This is a genomic window from Parabacteroides bouchesdurhonensis (assembly GCF_900186615.1).
Classification (GTDB): domain Bacteria; phylum Bacteroidota; class Bacteroidia; order Bacteroidales; family Tannerellaceae; genus Parabacteroides; species Parabacteroides bouchesdurhonensis.
This window is the reverse complement of record NZ_LT896588.1, coordinates 340,156-356,236: the sequence shown is the minus strand read 5'-3', so window position 1 is coordinate 356,236 and position 16,081 is coordinate 340,156. Positions and strand designations below refer to the sequence as shown.

The window sequence follows — 16,081 nt, the reverse complement described above, 5'->3', positions numbered from 1 at the left end:
TTTTCTATTTACCACCCCCTTTCTGCATCAACGTTATTTTACTATCTTCTTTTTTGTATTCAAAACCACCTACAACATCCTGCAATATATCCAAGACGTCTTCAAGACTTTCATTATTCATGAATTTCAGGGTATAAGGTATATTGGAGAATCCTTGTTTGTCATACTCAACAGTTACCCCAAATCGGCGTTCAATCGTATTTATAATATCATTGAATGTAGCATCCTGAAAGACAAGCGAACCCTCTTTCCAACCGATATTTTCACCTGTAACAGAATTTATCAATACGGATTTATCAATCTTATTAAATACAATCTCCTGATTAGGTTTAAGAATATACCTGTTATCTGCTTTTTCGGATTGAATATCAACCTGTATTTTGCCACGATTCAGCGTAGCAATTGTACGGTCGTCCGATGGATAAGCCGATATGTTGAATTGCGTTCCAAGAACTCTTACAGATAAGTCTTTCGTCTTTACAATAAATGGTTTAGCGGCATCACTTGCTACCGAGAAATAGGCTTCTCCTACCAATGTTACCACTCGGACGGAATCCTTAAATTCAGACGGATAAGTTACTTTTGTACAAGAATTTAATAAAATGGTTGTTCCGTCAGACAAGGTGCATTGCTTTTGTTGATTGCTTGAAGTTATCACCTCTATCATTTTTACGTCTTGATTTATATAGAAATAACCGCCCAGCAACAAGAGTATAGGAATAATCACAGCAGCACTTCCCAGCAAAACACGTCGCATTTTTAAATGCTTCTTTTTACTTTCTATTTGCCTGATGGTATTCTTCACTCTATCCAACGCTCTGTATGTATTATCATTTGGAGGAATTTCTATTTCATCCCAAATGGCAGACATGGCATTATTCTTTTCAGCAGTCCATTTATCTTTGATTATCCACTTTTGTACCTTGCTTTCGATTTCAGGAGGATATGAATTTAGAAAGAACTGTTTGAGTATCTGATATATATAATTCTCTTTCATAGTTGCATTTTTATATTGCTAGAAACCAATAGAAACACGTCCGGACGATTCTAATTTCCATTTCTGCGATTTATTATCATACTGATATTCTGCTCCAACACTCATTTCTGTATCTTTCTTTAAATCGACAGAAACAGATGCACCTACACCTGTATGGGGGAATAATGGATTATAAGCAGAAAACGGAGATTGTTCTCCCGGAAAAATATATTGTCCCCATATATTCAAGCTGATACTATTTGTAAGGGCATATTGCATTCTTGTATTTACTCCCATAATATCCTGACGAAAAAGAGGTGAGGCAAAGTAAAACTGGCGACTGAACATTCCCCCGGCGTCAATAGATAATCTTTTAGATGGCATCCAACGTATAGCACCATTAATCGAAATATACTCTCCCAGTCCTATATAAGATACTTTCTGACCACTACCGACAAACGAAAATTGTTTGTATATACGATTTTGCTGAAATCGGTAGAAATCAGTAAGAATAGGAATATTTTTCATAATCATTGGATAAGCATAGAAAAAAGGAGATACCCCCTGTGAAGAATTGACAGGTGCTATTTCCGATGAAGAAGATAGTTCCTTTTTAATTACTTCCTTTTTATTGACCTCGTCCGATAATTCCGGGTTAATATGTTCAGTGTTTAATAGCTGTTCCCCTGCATTTACAGAAGATTTACTTTGTACATCTATCCGTTTCTTATCCTCAATGGATTGAGCGAAAAGGGCAGGAACAGATGTCAAAAACAGTAATAATAATATAGTAACTCGCTTATTCATGATTGTTTTCCTTTCTTTTAGAGTGCTTATACTATATATACAACCATGTAGCTTGTTACTCCCGACCTAAATCGAATATTTTTCTCCTAAACGAAAAAAATCAAGAAAGCTGATATGACACGCTTGATTTCCTGTAAAGCCAAACTAATCTGATTTTCAACGGTTTTCTTGGATATTCTCAATTCTTCCGCTATCTCATTATTAGATATTCCTTTTTCACGGCTCATCTGATAAATTTTTCTTCTTTGTACAGGCATTCTGCACACAGTCATTTCCACCAAAAGGCTGATTTCTTTTGCAAATAGGATTTCGTCTGAACTGTCTGCTTCCTCTACATCAAAGTCATTAAAACTATTTTTGAAATTTTCTTCAACCAGCTTATGCTTTAAATAATTTATAGCTGTATTACGTGCAATAGTATATAGATAGATACTAAATACCTTGTTAGGGTCTATAGATTGACGATTTATCCACAACTTAACAAAAATATCTTGTGTCAATTCTTCTGCATCTCTTTCTGACCTCAAAAGTCCAGTCAAGAGATATTTAACCTTATCAAAGTAAGTCAAAAACACTTCTTCAAAAGCCTTATGGTTTCCATTTTGTAATGCTTCGATTGTCGTTTTTGTTAAATTCTCCATTCTTTAATAATAGATTTTTGCTATACAACTTTTGGATATTATTACAAAACTACAAAAGATAATTAAGAAAGAAGGTAGAGTCTTATAGATATTAGAAGAAAATAACTATATTTGTAATGAGTATTTTGAAATGTTGCAATTACAAGCTGTTTAAGGTAGATTGCACGTTGCTTATCCGTTACCCTTTTCAAAAACAACTTTTATAACAATCTGTATTACAGCAAAATAAATGATAATGTAATAGTCGTGGCGAACGTGTGGCGGGCGGTATGAAATGAGAACCGCTTATCTATTCCAGCCGCTTTCGCCCAAGGTTTGAGAAGCGTGTTTATCATTGTTGGGCTCGGTAAATCGAATACATGGTCTTCCGATGTCTTCTTTCCACGTTCCGGCATCCATTTCAAGGCTTCGGGGGAAAGCGGCAGATAAATAGGTTCTTTGGTCTTTTGCATGGATACAGCCAAACGGTATTGTCCTCTATCGACAAACACGTCTTTCCACTTCAAGCTGATAATATCGCTTATCCGCAGTCCGCAGAAGCAGGAGAACAAATAAGCCTGTTTTACGGCCTCGTTTTTCATCGGAGTAGCAATCAATGCCCGAACCTCTTCTATGGTCATATACGACCGCTTACTCTCCGGCAAACGGATTTTATCCGAATTGTTGATTTTCGTAAAAGGATTGACTTTTATAATTTCCGCTCGCACGGCTGCATTCAAAGCTCCGTTCAGAATGCGGTAATAGGTGTGTAGCGTAAAATTTGATACTTGCTTACCCTTTGGCCGATATTCAGTCAATAGATAGTCGATATACTCTTGACAGAATGTCTTGTCGATTTGATCCATCGTTACCCGTTCTCCGGCATAATCTTTCAGGATGCGGATCGTAACTTGGATTTGGTTTCCATCTTTCTTTCCTCGCTTCGCCTGATTCTCTTTGTAGGTCTCCATCCAGTCCAGAAGAAAAACCTTTTCACGGGTTTCGATACCCGCTTCACCGTTGGTAAGTTGAATGATCCGTTTCGATTTGATGGCATTGGCTGCGGCCATAGTCGTTTGGTTCCGCACACGGGCATTGTTATCCGTTTCGGGGATAAGATACATCTTCAGATACTCATACGTCCGTTTACCGTCCCGATAGATATCCAAATACAGACTTTTGTTTCCATTGGCCAACTCTTTCATCCGAAGACGAATCGGCTCTTTTACTTTCGCGGGCTTCTTTACTCGTGGCATACTCCCTCCTTGCTTTACTCGTTATTTCTGCCACAAAGGTAGAAAGAATAATCCGAATTAAGGAACAAACAAGAAACAAAAATGTACCGAAAAAGAGCCAAGCAACAATAATCAAGTAAAACAAAAGAAGATATAGATACGGCGTAATTGCTTATTATACAGTGTATTTATTTTCACTTGATTGGCTTTTGTTTTCTATTCCAATCTATACTCATATAAATCTGAGTCATTTTTTTTCATAATTGGATAGTATTTTAACTTCTTTATTTCTTATGTTTTACCAGCATGATTACCGGATTGGACTCTTCATCTAATTTTGAGGCAATTTCTTTTAATTTGCCTTTCAGTTTTCCTTTCTCGTAAGCTTCAACCAGCTGATAGGCTTCTAAACTTTGCCATGATTCGATTTCGTGATTGACAGGTCTTAAACTGCTCATATATATTTCTTCTTTGGTTGAATAAGCGCCATTATATATAGTATATCCGGAAAAGGCCTTTTCCTGTCTGTCATACATAAAGTAAGTTCTCTCGAATCCTCTATTCGTATTAAAGTTATATTCATTTTTTATTGTTTCCATGAAATAATAGCGATCGGAAAACAATCTTAAAATTAGAAAAACTTCTGGTTGCATGGATTCTATAGATGGGGCTCTTGCGAGAAATGGACGTAAACTGTAATCCGGCAAAAAAGAGTACACTGTATCGGATGAAAGTTCTAAAAGCATCCAATTTCCTTTAAAAGGAATTATTGTACGATAAGGGCCGGGACTTACAGAATAAGTCATACCACTTGTCTCATCTTTCTGAATTGCTACTGCTGCTTTTTTTTCTTTAAATGGAATTTTAATTTCTTTGGCAATACTCCCGTCCTGCTTGGATATAAGAACAAATGCTATTTCTTTATTATATGGATCATAACAAATTAAGTGATCTTTGTCATAGTTGAATATGTCGGTGTAAAATAGAGATCCGTCACCTTCCTTATGTTTAAAACTTCTTCTGAAATTCCCAAACAGGTCGTATACCAATATTTTTTTTGTATAAATGTCGTTGACAAATATTTCACCATTGTCTTCATCGAGTGTAATCCCTAGAATATGTGAATATTCTTTACCGCTTTGCCCCTGATGGTTTATTTTCCGTAAAGCTTTTCCATTGCGGTCAAAAAGAAATATATTTCCATCATTGTTATAATTTTTTGCAATCACTACGTTTTTACCAATATCTTGTACAAAACCTTGGCAAATAAATTCGTCATTCGTTTCCAGTGGGACATATTCTACATCCATAAAGTCTTGAAGAATGAGTTCCTTTTTCGGATAGTTCGCGGTAACATCTACTGTGATGAGATCGTCAGTTGCTTGCTTGTTCCCTTCGCATCCTGCCATTATGAACAGGATTCCGGCTAAAATTGTAGTTGTTCTTTTCATAATAGTTGGTATTATTTGTTCCACTTTTATTGTATTCGTCTACCTCTCAAGTGCATAAAAGTAATACTTATTATGATAGAAACAATATTCTGTTCTGCCTTTTTTATGAAGTTAATCAGTTTATTACGAATTATTCGTCTTTTTATTGCTTTATTATGAAATCTAATTTTTTAGTTTATAAAATATGAAGAAAGGATTACCTTCTTCTTCCTTCGTAATCAAATCGTTTGGAATGGAAATTGAACTCTTGTCTTTATAAAGAGATAATTCGTATGGAGTAACAATTTGTACCAGATTATTTCCAAATGTACGTCCCCAAATAGGGAAATTATCATGACATTTTGTACCGAGCATGCCGTGCATGAGGTTTGCATCTGCTAATTCTTTTAGAGTACCGGGTTGTTCGCACTTCTCTACGAGTGTTTTTCCTGTTTTTTTATTAACTGATGCCACATAGTGACTGAGATTAAATCGAAAACGGAAATAATATTGAGAAGAGGTTTCAAATATGTCTGAAATAAATATGTCTTTATCATCACCTAATTTCCCTTTCAAACTACTGAAATCCGTAATATCAAGTGAACGAGCCACCTCTTTGTCTGAATTTCTGAGATTCAAAACAAGTGCCGGCATAATTTTATCATTTGCTATTCGGAAAACAGTATCATTGCTTCCGGTTTTAAATAATATTGATTTAAAAATATCCGAAAAACAGGCTGCTATACAAGCTGTAAAACCTGATTTCTCAGGAGGAACTAAATGTGAATAAAAATCATATCTTTGATTTTTTATCAGGTAAAATTAGATAAAAGTATGCAAATCATGAGATCGGAGATTACTGTCGTAATATGTGTTTTTGTATTAGTGTGTTCTTCCTGTGTGTTGAATGCTCCGAAAAACGATGTGGAATATAATGGCTTGAATACAATAGAAATAGCCAGTGTGAATGATTTAATATCATTTTATCAATATGCGGAAGATCGTATACCATTGATTAGTGGACATCGTGGCGGCAGGGTGAAAGGTTTTCCTGAAAATAGCCTTGAAACGTTTGCTAATACACTAAGTTATACGCCTGCCACTTTTGAAATTGATCCGCGTTTGACGAAAGATAGCGTTATCGTATTATTTCATGATGATACATTAGAACGAACGAGCAATGGTACCGGAAGAGTTGCCGACTATACTTGGGAGGAATTACAAAAGTTGCGCCTGAAAGATCCTGACGGTAATTTAACGGACTGCCGGATTCCTAAATTGGAAGATGCAATCCGTTGGGCAAAAGGAAAAACGGTGTTGATTCTGGATAAGAAAGATGTTCCTATGGAGCGTACTGCCCAATTAATAACCGATATGAATGCCGAATCGTACGTTATGATAACCGTTCATAATGGAGCAGATGCCCGTTTTTTCTATGAAAAAAATCCAAATTTTGTGTTCGAAGCTTTTGTTAAAACGAAAGACGCTTTATTGGATTATGAAGAAAATGGTATTCCTTGGAATCATATTATGGCATATGTAGGGCCAACGATTACTCCAGAAAACAGGGAAGTGATAGATATGCTTCACGAACGAGGCGTAATGTGTATGGTTTCAACTGCGCCAACGGATGATAAGCTACCGACGGAAGATGATCGCGCAGAAGCTTATCGTCAGATAATGCGACAAGGCGTAGATGTTATTGAATCGGATCGTCCTATAGAAGTAGCCGGAGCAATCTCTTCTTTTATACCTGAAAACAGCAGTAAAGAAAAGTTTTTCGGATTACAGGAGTTCGAATAAAAAGACATTATCTTATATCTTAATACTGTAAAAACAATCAACAAAACATGAACAACGAATTAGTAATGAACTCCAATTCATTAGTGGAGTCTTTGCAGAAACCTGCAGCCGAATTTACCAAAGCGGATATTATTCAGTATATCCTGGAAAAGGATATACATATGGTGAATTTTATGTATCCGGCAGGAGACGGACGTCTAAAGACACTGAATTTTGTAATTAACAACCTTGCTTATCTGGATGCAATTCTTACTTGTGGAGAAAGGGTTGATGGTTCCAGTTTATTCTCATTTATTGAGGCTGGTAGCAGTGATTTATATGTTGTGCCTCGTTTCCGCACGGCATTTGTAGATCCTTTTTCTGATTTACCTACGCTGACGATGCTTTGCTCTTTCTTTAATAAAGATGGAGAACCTTTGGAAAGTGCGCCGGAATATACATTACATAAAGCATGTAAGGCTTTTACAGATGTAACCGGCATGGAATTTCAGGCAATGGGCGAGTTAGAATATTATGTAATAGCACCCGATGAAGGGCTTTTCCCTGCTACGGACCAGCGAGGTTATCATGAATCTGCTCCGTATGCCAAGTTTAACCAGTTCCGTACCGAATGTATGAAATATATTGCGCAAACCGGAGGACAGATTAAGTATGGACATTCTGAGGTAGGTAATTTTACGCAGGATGGTATGGTATATGAGCAAAATGAAATAGAATTCCTTCCTACACATGCCAGTGATGCTGCCGATCAATTGATGATTGCCAAATGGGTAATCCGTAATCTGGCAAGTGAATACGGATATAATATTACTTTTACACCAAAAATAACGGTTGGGAAAGCAGGTTCTGGTTTACATATTCACATGCGTATTATGAAGGATGGAAAAAATCAGATGCTGGATAATGGTCTACTTTCGGAAACCGCCCGTAAGGCAATTGCCGGGATGATGGTATTGGCCCCGTCTATAACAGCATTTGGAAATACAAATCCTACCTCTTATTTCCGTTTGGTTCCCCATCAGGAAGCTCCTACAAATATTTGTTGGGGAGACCGGAATCGTTCTGTTCTTGTTCGTGTACCGTTAGGATGGTCTGCAAAAAAGGATATGTGCACTATTGCTAATCCGTTGGAGTCGTCAACTCATTATGATACGACACAGAAGCAAACGGTAGAAATGCGTTCACCGGACGGATCGGCCGATCTTTATCAGTTACTTGCCGGATTGGCTGTAGCCTGTCGTCATGGTTTTGAATTGGAAAATGCGTTGGATATTGCGGATAAAACGTATGTAAACGTAAATATCCATCAGGCGGAGAATGCGGACCGGTTGAAGTCGTTGGAACAACTGCCGGATAGCTGTGCCGCTTCTGCCGAATGCCTGCAGCAGCAAAGGGCGCTTTATGAAAAATATAATGTATTTAGCCCGAATATGATTGATGGCATTATAAAGAAATTGAAATCATATAACGATGCATCTTTACGTGCCGATTTGCAGAAAGATGCGGAAGGCATGAAAGAGCTTGTTAAAGCTTATTTTCATTGTGGATAATCAATGCTGAAAAAAGTTCCATTCGGAAGAAATTCTTTTTTCTTCCGAATGGAACTAAAATTTCTCCCGGAAGGAAGTAAAATCGGCTTCGTATTATAGCATGCCTAATTCAACAAACATTTTTTTGTAAACCTCCGCTTTTTCTTCCAAAGGTTTTGGATAAGCCCGTGAAGAGGAAGGCATACGATATAAGCGAAAGTTACGTTGTAATAATGTGAATTCGGTAAAAGAACCGACTTTAGGCTCTTCCATTTCTGGCAATACGGATAATAAGGTTTCCATTGCTTTTTGCCCGGTTACGACAATGGCTTTGCATCCGGGAATCTGGCTCAATATTTCTTTGGGATTGATAGGTTTCACTACTTCCAGAAATTTATCGGAAGCATTATCTTTCTGGCGGACAATTTCCATTGCCGTATCGCCTATTCCAACTCCGTTACTATTGCAAAATGCTTTAGCTTTTTCTTCACTAAACGTCTTCTTCGTTTCTAAAAAATGATCTTTGCTATTATAGAAAAGTAATCCGAGAATACGCCACATATCATTTTGTATGTTCGGATAATAGAAATTCATTGACCACCTGACTTTAGGCGGAGGAAAACTTCCTAACATTAATAACTGTGTATTTTCCGGCAGGAAGAATCCAAGCGGATGTTGTTCTGTTAATTGCATGTGTAGAATAGGATAAGGTTTGCCTTCACTATCGATATTATCCCGGCTGATAACTTTAAATCCCATTTTATTGTAAAAACCGATAGCCTGCTCATTCTGTTCATTCACATCTACTTTAACAGATTGATGTTGGTTAATGGCAAAAGTGATTAGTTCTTTTCCTAAGCCTTTACCTCTTTCTTCCGGACGAATGAAAAGCATTTCGATAGAACGATGAACAATACCGATAAAGGCGATAATATCTCCTTGGGTGTTTCGGAGGTAAAACAGATTAACTGCTGGTAAATATAAAGTAGCAATTCTGGATTTATAAAATAAAATGTCTTCTTCTTTAAGAAAATGATGAGTAGCTCGCACAGAAATCTCCCAAACATCTATAATAGCAGGATAATCTTCTGAATTTGCCTTATAAATATCCATTGGGCGCTATTCTTTATTCTTTTTAAGTTCGCGTTTGTTGTCTTCTTTTGCTAATAAAACAACGTTATATACAAATTCGGTAATCCATTGTTCCGAGTAGCCCAATGTTTCTGCATATTTACGAATACTCCATGCTGCTTTTTGTACACTGATTTCTTTCCATTCGGATTTGGTTAAAATATCGTGTATTGTTTTTTGCGTCATGTTGTGCAGCAATTTTTTTACCAACATAGAGAACCGGAATTTCCATTGCATTAGGTTTCCCATTAAAGAAAACAAGTCGTTACAAAAGCCCTGGAACATGAAGAAGTAGGTTTTTATATCATTCTGATTTTTGCAGTTCTTTTTTACAGACGCATCTATTTCTTTAAAGAATGATTCGTCTAATCCGTAGTCTTGCATCAGAACTTTGCGTACACGTGATTTCTCGGCAATGCCCAACTTATTATTTTGTGTAGGTATTTTCAGCATTCGTTTGAATAGAGCCATGTCGGCAAGTATATTCAAATTGGTAACACCTAAGTTAACGGCCATAACTGCCTGATAATATACGCGTATAAGAGATACAAATTCTTCAACAGAACCTTTTGTACTATTTTCCGCAACGTCACTATTCTTCTTAAATAATTTGGAGATGATATTCATGTGTGTTTGTTATAATAATTTATCGGGGGACAAATGTAATAAAACTTGCCCTTTTAATTGATAAACTATTCAATTCTCTCTACAGTAACTTCCGGAAATTCTTCCATAAAAGTGAGTAAATGGCTTTCATCCGTGTTCTTTCGGGTTCGTATAACCATAGTCACAATGTATGTGTTAGCATCATTATGGCTCAGTTTCTTCATGTCGTAAGAAGAAATAATATGTCCCCGGTTACTGAGAAGACGGGCTATTTTTTTGATAATGTCTTTTTCGGAAGTAGAAAAGACGATTAATGAACTTTTTAGGCCAATGCTTTTGAATATATAACTTAAAAGCTCTAATCCCATTAATGTGAGGATAGTTGCCGCAACTCCTATTGCGTACATTCCTGAGCCAATGGCAAGGCCAATACCTGCGGTAGCCCATATTCCTGCGGCTGTTGTTAAGCCACGTACAAATTGTTTTTGTATAATGATTGTTCCGGCACCAATAAAGCCTATTCCACTTACAACCTGGGCTGCAACGCGGCTAGGGTCCAGAGATACGCTATCTTCTAAAATGATATTTTGGAATCCGTATTGGGAAACAATCATAATCAACGCACTTCCTAAAGATACAAGAAAGTGAGTTCGGTAACCTGCTTCTTTAGCTCTGTATTCTCTGTCGAGGCCAATGATTGCCCCTAATATTCCGGCAACGAATAATCGCAAGATAAAATCCCATATCATAATATTACCTCCTTTTTATTATTGGTTTAATCGCCATTCCCTGTGAAATGAATCTATTGCTTCCTGCACGGAACCATGCAGGAGAAGAAGATGTTTGGCCTGGTCATAATCTAACCTGAGTTCTTCCATTATCATTCGTGTTCCACGGTCTATCAATTTTTGGTTGGTAAGTTGCATATTCACCATCCGGTTGCCTTTCACGCGATCTAACTTAATCATAGTAGAGGTAGTAATCATATTCAATACCATTTTTTGAGCCGTGCCGCTTTTCATCCTTGTGCTACCCGTTACAAATTCAGGTCCGACGATTGGTTCGATAGCAATGTCCGCTTCTTTTGCCATTGGCGAATCCGGATTACAGGAAATAGATGCTGTGAGAATACCTTGTTCTCTAGCATTGTGAAGTGCTCCAATCACGTAGGGAGTAGTTCCGGAAGCCGCTATACCGATGACCGTGTCCATTTTATTTATATTATGGGCTTGTAATTCTTCCCAGCCTTTTTTCAGGTCATCTTCGGCGGCTTCTACCGGATTTCTCAGCGCAATGTCTCCTCCGGCTATCAGTCCGATAACGAAAGTATTAGGCATGCCATATGTTGGTGGTATTTCCGATGCATCAAGTACGCCTAACCGCCCACTGGTTCCAGCTCCTAAATAGAAGATTCTGCCACCTTGCTTCATCCGTTCAACAATAGCAGTTACCAGCTTTTCTATTTGTGGAATTACTTTGCTTACGGCAATTGCCACTTTCTGATCTTCCCTGTTAATGTCTTCCAATATTTCATGAACAGACATTTTTTCCAGGTCATGGTATAATGAGTCGGACTCGGTAATTTTCTGGAATGTCATATTTGTTTATCTATGTGTGTGAAAAGAAATAAGACCGGACATTGGTGCCTTTTCTATATTTCCCAAATGCAAATTTAGTGATAATGCAACTTCTTTAAGTATTTCTTTATAATAGAATGCAATTGAACCTGTAAAATGTATAGGAAGTTTGTTGTATTCGTCATATTGCATTACATTACGAACAAAGAAATTGCGAAAACTGGAATATACGATATTGTAAATGGGCTGTTCCGTAATATTCTCTAATAGAAAGTGTGAAAGTGTTGCTAAAAACCGATTTGGAAAAGGCTGTTTATATACTCTTTCCAAAATTAATTCCGGAGTAAGTTCGTATTGTTTCATGAACTTCTTAACCAAAGCTTCCGGTAATTGATGTTTCAGGCAATCTCCAACGAGTAATTTTCCTAATACGGCTCCGCTTCCTTCGTCTCCTAAAATAAAACCGAGAGGAGAAACGTGTTCTATTATTTCTACTCCGTCAAATAAACAGGAGTTAGAACCTGTTCCAAGTATACATGCTATTCCTGCATTTGTTTTACACAGAGAACGGGCGGCAGCCATCAAATCACTGTAAACCTCTACCGGTGCAGGTATATAGTGTTGCAATACGTCTGCTATAATTTTGTTTTTTTCAGGAAAAGCACATCCTGCTCCATAAAAATAGATGGCTTCTATTTTAGAATTATATTGAGCAATAGCCGGGCAGAGTGCTCCTTCTATTTCTTCGGCAATACTTTCAGATGTCTGAAAATAAGGATTCGTTCCTGCTGTAAAAATAGACTGAACGGGAGTGCCTGTTTTTTCATTAACTATACACCATTCCGTTTTAGTGGAACCACTATCTGCAATCAATATCATAACCGTTTGTTTTAAAAGTTAAATATAACTCTTTGAATAATATATACACTGGCTCCAGCCAGGTAACCTATAAGCGCCAGTAAAGATATATGTTTTAAATACCATATGAAATTGATACGCTCTAATCCCATCACAACGACACCGGCGGCAGAACCAACAATAAGCATGCTTCCTCCTACGCCTGCGCAATAGGCCAGGAATTGCCAAAATACGCCATCCTGCACAAAATGTGACATATAAACCGGATCGGCGGCAGCAGCAACCATTGTTTCATTTGCTATAGGATACATACCCATTGCTCCGGCAACCAAAGGAACATTATCTACTATGGCTGAAAATGTTCCTATAATTAGATTGACAGCATATACGTTTCCTACATTTTTATCTAACCAAAGAGAGAAATCGGCAAGAGCGCCACTGCATCGTAAAGCATCCACTGCCAATAAAATGCCCAAAAAGAATAAAAGGGTAGAACCGTCTATACGGTGGACTACTTTAGAGAGGCGAAGCTTTAAATCCTCGTTGATGTTATTTCCTCTATATATTATTTCTGTATAAAACCATAAAATACCAACTCCCATTAATATTCCCATGAAAGGAGGTAAATGAGTTATTGTTTTAAAAACAGGCACGAATAGCAAACAGGAAATACCTAAAATGAGTATAGATAATTTTTCTTTCTTCTTTAATATTCTAAGTAATTCGTCGTTAGGGTCGGTTTCAAAAGCATTAGGAGGAGTAATGTTTCCATGAAGAGAACGCATTGTGATCAAAACAGGTATTAAAGCGGAAACAATACTGGGCAAAAGTAAGTGCGGTATGGTTGCCGAAGTTGAAATGTTACCTCTTACCCATAGCATTATGGTTGTGACATCACCGATTGGAGACCAGGCACCACCACTGTTTGCTGCAATGATAATGATACTTCCGAATATCCACCTTTCTTTATAATCGCCAATTAGTTTTCGTATTAACATAATCATAACGATAGAAGTCGTCAAGTTATCTAATACTGCGGACATAAAGAATGTGATAGTGGCAACCATGAATAATAGATTCCGTTTCTTCTTTGTGGTGATGCGGTTTGTGATGAACATAAAACCTCCATGTACGTCAATCAATTCAACGGTAAGCATAGCGCCAATCAGAAATATAAGCGTTTCTGCAATTTCACCGATACAATCTAAAACTTGATGTTCTATAACGAAATGAATACATTGTTCTTTAAACGTTGCGGTAGAAAGAGATGGGTTATGTTCTAAAAAGAGTTTAAACTCTTCTGCCGATGCTTCGGGGATAAAAGTAGGTGCTCCATATGTATATAAAGTCCATAATATAGTGCCGACAAGAAGAGCTGTTCCTGCTTTATTGATTTTTAGCGGATGTTCTAATGCTATTAAAAGGTATCCAACTAAAAAGATAATTATCATGCTTGTTAACATATTTCTATCTATTAAATATTTGTGTTTGTTTTTTAGGATACAAAAGTAGGTATTTTCTAAATGAATTAACAGGCAGCTTATAAAATGGTTTTGTTTTTATTACATTTGCCACTAAAAATAAAAGGAGAGTTTAATGTCACAATTAAATATAAATGGCTTGACGAAGAGTTTCGGCGATTTAGTGTTGTTTGAAGATATTACATTTGGAATTTCGCAAGGTCAGAAAATTGGCTTGATCGCTAAAAATGGTTCCGGTAAAACAACATTGCTCAACATTATTGCCGGTAAAGAAGATTATGATAGCGGATCAGTGGTTTTTAGTAATGATTTAAGAGTGGGCTATTTGGAACAATCTCCTGTATATCCGCCGGAATTGACCGTTTTACAGGCTTGTTTTTATTCCTCGAATGAAACCGTGCGTCTTATTGCTGAATACGAACAGGCTATGAAAGAGGAAGATCACCCGAATTTGGAAGATATCCTTCTTCGAATGGATAATCTGAAAGCTTGGGATTATGAGCAAAAGGCAAAGCAAATATTAGGGCAATTGAAAATTCATAATTTTGACCAGAAAATATCGGAATTATCCGGAGGTCAATTGAAACGTGTTGCTCTTGCCAATGTTCTGATAACAGACCCGGAACTTATTATTTTAGATGAACCGACGAATCATTTGGATTTGGAGATGACGGAATGGTTGGAAGGTTATTTAAGTCGTGCCAATATCAGTCTGTTGATGGTGACACACGATCGTTATTTTCTGGACCGTGTCTGTAGTGAAGTTATTGAAATAGATCGAAAGCAGATTTATCAATACAAAGGGAATTACAGTTATTATCTTGAGAAACGTCAGGAGCGAGTAGATGCATTGAATGCTGATGTGGAACGGGCAAATAATTTACTTCGGAAGGAATTGGATTGGATGCGCCGTCAACCGCAGGCGCGAGGAACAAAAGCCAAATATCGTATTGATGCGTTTTATGAATTAGAAAAAAAAGCAAAGCAACAGCGAGATGCAGGCCATGTTAATTTGGATGTAAAGGCGTCTTATATTGGTTCTAAAATATTTGAAGCCCAACATATCAGTAAAAGTTATGGTGATTTGAAAATTGTTGAAGATTTCAATTACATCTTTGCCCGCTATGAGAAAATGGGTATTGTTGGAAATAACGGAACAGGGAAGTCTACATTTATTAAAATGTTGATGGGAGAAGTTGAACCTGATAGCGGTGTTTTTGATATTGGAGAAACTGTGCGGTTCGGTTATTATAGCCAGGATGGCCTGCAATTTGACGAACAAATGAAGGTTATAGATGTTGTGCAGGATATTGCTGAATATGTTGATTTGGGAGACGATCGTAAAATGGGAGTTTCGCAATTTCTCAATTATTTTCTGTTTACTCCGGAAAAACAATATAGCTATATTTATAAGTTGAGTGGAGGAGAAAAGCGACGTTTGTACTTATGTACCGTTTTAATGCGTAGTCCGAATTTTCTGGTATTGGATGAACCTACAAATGATTTGGATATTGTAACTTTAAATGTTCTGGAAGAGTATTTGAAAAGTTTTAAGGGCTGTGTGATTGTTGTTTCTCACGACCGTTATTTTATGGATAAAGTCGTAGATCATTTGTTGGTTTTTAGAGGAAATGCAGATATAAAAGATTTTCCGGGAAATTATACGCAATATAGAGACTGGAAAGAGGCCATAGAACAGCAAGAGAAGGAAGAGGAAGCTATCCGCCAGTCAAAAACAAATCCTGTTCCGGAAAAATCTAACCGTTCGCAGAGTGAGCCGAAAAAGAAGCTATCATTTAAAGAGAAAAAAGAATTTGAGGCTTTAGAACTGGAAATTCCGGCTCTTGAAGCAGAGAAAGCCGAATTGGAGAGTGCAATGAGTAGCGGAGTATTGGCAAATGATGAGTTAATGGCAAAAGCTGATCGTATCGCGAAAGTGATGGAAGAAATAGATGAAAAGACAATGCGTTGGCTGGAGTTGAGTGAACTTGCATAAAGAACACGGGCTATTGTGTCGTAAATAGAGAA

15 protein-coding genes and 1 pseudogene are annotated in these 16,081 nt (G+C 37.2%); 3 read left to right on the top strand and 13 right to left on the bottom strand.

The window, feature by feature from the left end:
• Window positions 1-4: 4 nt before the first annotated feature.
• The 6 genes from C1721_RS01580 to C1721_RS01555 all read right to left on the bottom strand — a co-directional run bounded on the left by C1721_RS01580 (window position 5) and on the right by C1721_RS01555 (window position 5,722).
• A complete protein-coding gene (locus C1721_RS01580; protein ID WP_102406542.1) occupies window positions 5-997 on the bottom strand; it encodes a FecR family protein in 993 nt (330 codons plus the stop codon).
• A gap of 18 nt (window positions 998-1,015) precedes the next feature.
• Entirely contained in the window at window positions 1,016-1,783 is a 768-nt protein-coding gene (locus C1721_RS01575; RefSeq protein ID WP_102406540.1) for a hypothetical protein, read from the bottom strand.
• Between the two features lie 86 nt (window positions 1,784-1,869).
• A complete protein-coding gene (locus C1721_RS01570) occupies window positions 1,870-2,424 on the bottom strand; it encodes an RNA polymerase sigma-70 factor (protein WP_102406538.1) in 555 nt (184 codons plus the stop codon).
• Window positions 2,425-2,639: 215 nt separating this feature from the next.
• A complete protein-coding gene (locus C1721_RS01565) occupies window positions 2,640-3,659 on the bottom strand; it encodes a tyrosine-type recombinase/integrase (RefSeq protein WP_102406536.1) in 1,020 nt (339 codons plus the stop codon).
• 263 nt (window positions 3,660-3,922) lie between these two features.
• Window positions 3,923-5,089, bottom strand: a complete 1,167-nt coding sequence (locus C1721_RS01560) for a 6-bladed beta-propeller (protein ID WP_102409186.1) — start codon at window positions 5,087-5,089, stop codon at window positions 3,923-3,925.
• Window positions 5,090-5,251: 162 nt separating this feature from the next.
• Complete coding sequence (locus tag C1721_RS01555; RefSeq protein ID WP_102406534.1) at window positions 5,252-5,722, bottom strand: hypothetical protein; 471 nt, start codon at window positions 5,720-5,722, stop codon at window positions 5,252-5,254.
• A gap of 189 nt (window positions 5,723-5,911) precedes the next feature.
• Here C1721_RS01555 and C1721_RS01550 point away from each other — a divergent pair, with 189 nt between their 5' ends.
• The gene (locus tag C1721_RS01550; protein WP_102409185.1) at window positions 5,912-6,871 is read left to right on the top strand and encodes a glycerophosphodiester phosphodiesterase family protein; all 960 of its coding nucleotides are present in this window, start codon (window positions 5,912-5,914) and stop codon (window positions 6,869-6,871) included.
• A 47-nt stretch (window positions 6,872-6,918) separates the two neighbouring features.
• Window positions 6,919-8,421 (top strand): glutamine synthetase family protein, encoded by a 1,503-nt coding sequence (locus C1721_RS01545; RefSeq protein ID WP_102406532.1) that lies wholly within the window; start codon window positions 6,919-6,921, stop codon window positions 8,419-8,421.
• A 93-nt stretch (window positions 8,422-8,514) separates the two neighbouring features.
• On the opposite strand, the gene C1721_RS16245 is transcribed toward C1721_RS01545, so the two are convergent.
• The 7 genes and pseudogenes from C1721_RS16245 to nhaD all read right to left on the bottom strand — a co-directional run bounded on the left by C1721_RS16245 (window position 8,515) and on the right by nhaD (window position 14,035).
• Entirely contained in the window at window positions 8,515-9,093 is a 579-nt protein-coding gene (locus C1721_RS16245; RefSeq protein WP_234347561.1) for a uracil-DNA glycosylase family protein, read from the bottom strand.
• Between the two features lie 51 nt (window positions 9,094-9,144).
• A pseudogene (locus C1721_RS16240) lies at window positions 9,145-9,513 on the bottom strand (GNAT family N-acetyltransferase); the annotation flags it as partial.
• Between the two features lie 6 nt (window positions 9,514-9,519).
• Window positions 9,520-10,158, bottom strand: coding sequence for a hypothetical protein (locus C1721_RS01535; RefSeq protein ID WP_102406528.1), 639 nt, complete (start codon window positions 10,156-10,158; stop codon window positions 9,520-9,522).
• A 65-nt stretch (window positions 10,159-10,223) separates the two neighbouring features.
• Complete coding sequence (locus C1721_RS01530; RefSeq protein ID WP_102406526.1) at window positions 10,224-10,886, bottom strand: MgtC/SapB family protein; 663 nt, start codon at window positions 10,884-10,886, stop codon at window positions 10,224-10,226.
• 18 nt (window positions 10,887-10,904) lie between these two features.
• Complete coding sequence (murQ, locus tag C1721_RS01525; protein ID WP_102406524.1) at window positions 10,905-11,735, bottom strand: N-acetylmuramic acid 6-phosphate etherase; 831 nt, start codon at window positions 11,733-11,735, stop codon at window positions 10,905-10,907.
• A gap of 6 nt (window positions 11,736-11,741) precedes the next feature.
• Window positions 11,742-12,593 (bottom strand): ATPase, encoded by an 852-nt coding sequence (locus tag C1721_RS01520; protein WP_102406522.1) that lies wholly within the window; start codon window positions 12,591-12,593, stop codon window positions 11,742-11,744.
• 11 nt (window positions 12,594-12,604) lie between these two features.
• Entirely contained in the window at window positions 12,605-14,035 is a 1,431-nt protein-coding gene (gene nhaD / locus C1721_RS01515) for a sodium:proton antiporter NhaD (RefSeq protein ID WP_102406520.1), read from the bottom strand.
• Between the two features lie 133 nt (window positions 14,036-14,168).
• Between nhaD and C1721_RS01510 the strand changes: the two genes are divergently transcribed.
• Entirely contained in the window at window positions 14,169-16,049 is a 1,881-nt protein-coding gene (locus tag C1721_RS01510; RefSeq protein ID WP_102406518.1) for an ABC-F family ATP-binding cassette domain-containing protein, read from the top strand.
• The last annotated feature ends 32 nt before the right edge of the window (window positions 16,050-16,081 follow it).

Bases quoted from the DNA above. Each gene is read 5' to 3' on its own strand.
- C1721_RS01580 (WP_102406542.1), bottom strand. From the start codon at position 997: ATGAAAGAGAATTATATATATCAGATACTCAAACAGTTCTTTCTAAAT.
- C1721_RS01575 (WP_102406540.1), bottom strand. From the start codon at position 1,783: ATGAATAAGCGAGTTACTATATTATTATTACTGTTTTTGACATCTGTT.
- C1721_RS01570 (WP_102406538.1), bottom strand. From the start codon at position 2,424: ATGGAGAATTTAACAAAAACGACAATCGAAGCATTACAAAATGGAAAC.
- C1721_RS01565 (WP_102406536.1), bottom strand. From the start codon at position 3,659: ATGCCACGAGTAAAGAAGCCCGCGAAAGTAAAAGAGCCGATTCGTCTT.
- C1721_RS01560 (WP_102409186.1), bottom strand. From the start codon at position 5,089: ATGAAAAGAACAACTACAATTTTAGCCGGAATCCTGTTCATAATGGCA.
- C1721_RS01555 (WP_102406534.1), bottom strand. From the start codon at position 5,722: ATGCCGGCACTTGTTTTGAATCTCAGAAATTCAGACAAAGAGGTGGCT.
- C1721_RS01550 (WP_102409185.1), top strand. From the start codon at position 5,912: ATGAGATCGGAGATTACTGTCGTAATATGTGTTTTTGTATTAGTGTGT.
- C1721_RS01545 (WP_102406532.1), top strand. From the start codon at position 6,919: ATGAACAACGAATTAGTAATGAACTCCAATTCATTAGTGGAGTCTTTG.
- C1721_RS16245 (WP_234347561.1), bottom strand. From the start codon at position 9,093: ATGCAATTAACAGAACAACATCCGCTTGGATTCTTCCTGCCGGAAAAT.
- C1721_RS01535 (WP_102406528.1), bottom strand. From the start codon at position 10,158: ATGAATATCATCTCCAAATTATTTAAGAAGAATAGTGACGTTGCGGAA.
- C1721_RS01530 (WP_102406526.1), bottom strand. From the start codon at position 10,886: ATGATATGGGATTTTATCTTGCGATTATTCGTTGCCGGAATATTAGGG.
- murQ (WP_102406524.1), bottom strand. From the start codon at position 11,735: ATGACATTCCAGAAAATTACCGAGTCCGACTCATTATACCATGACCTG.
- C1721_RS01520 (WP_102406522.1), bottom strand. From the start codon at position 12,593: ATGATATTGATTGCAGATAGTGGTTCCACTAAAACGGAATGGTGTATA.
- nhaD (WP_102406520.1), bottom strand. From the start codon at position 14,035: ATGTTAACAAGCATGATAATTATCTTTTTAGTTGGATACCTTTTAATA.
- C1721_RS01510 (WP_102406518.1), top strand. From the start codon at position 14,169: ATGTCACAATTAAATATAAATGGCTTGACGAAGAGTTTCGGCGATTTA.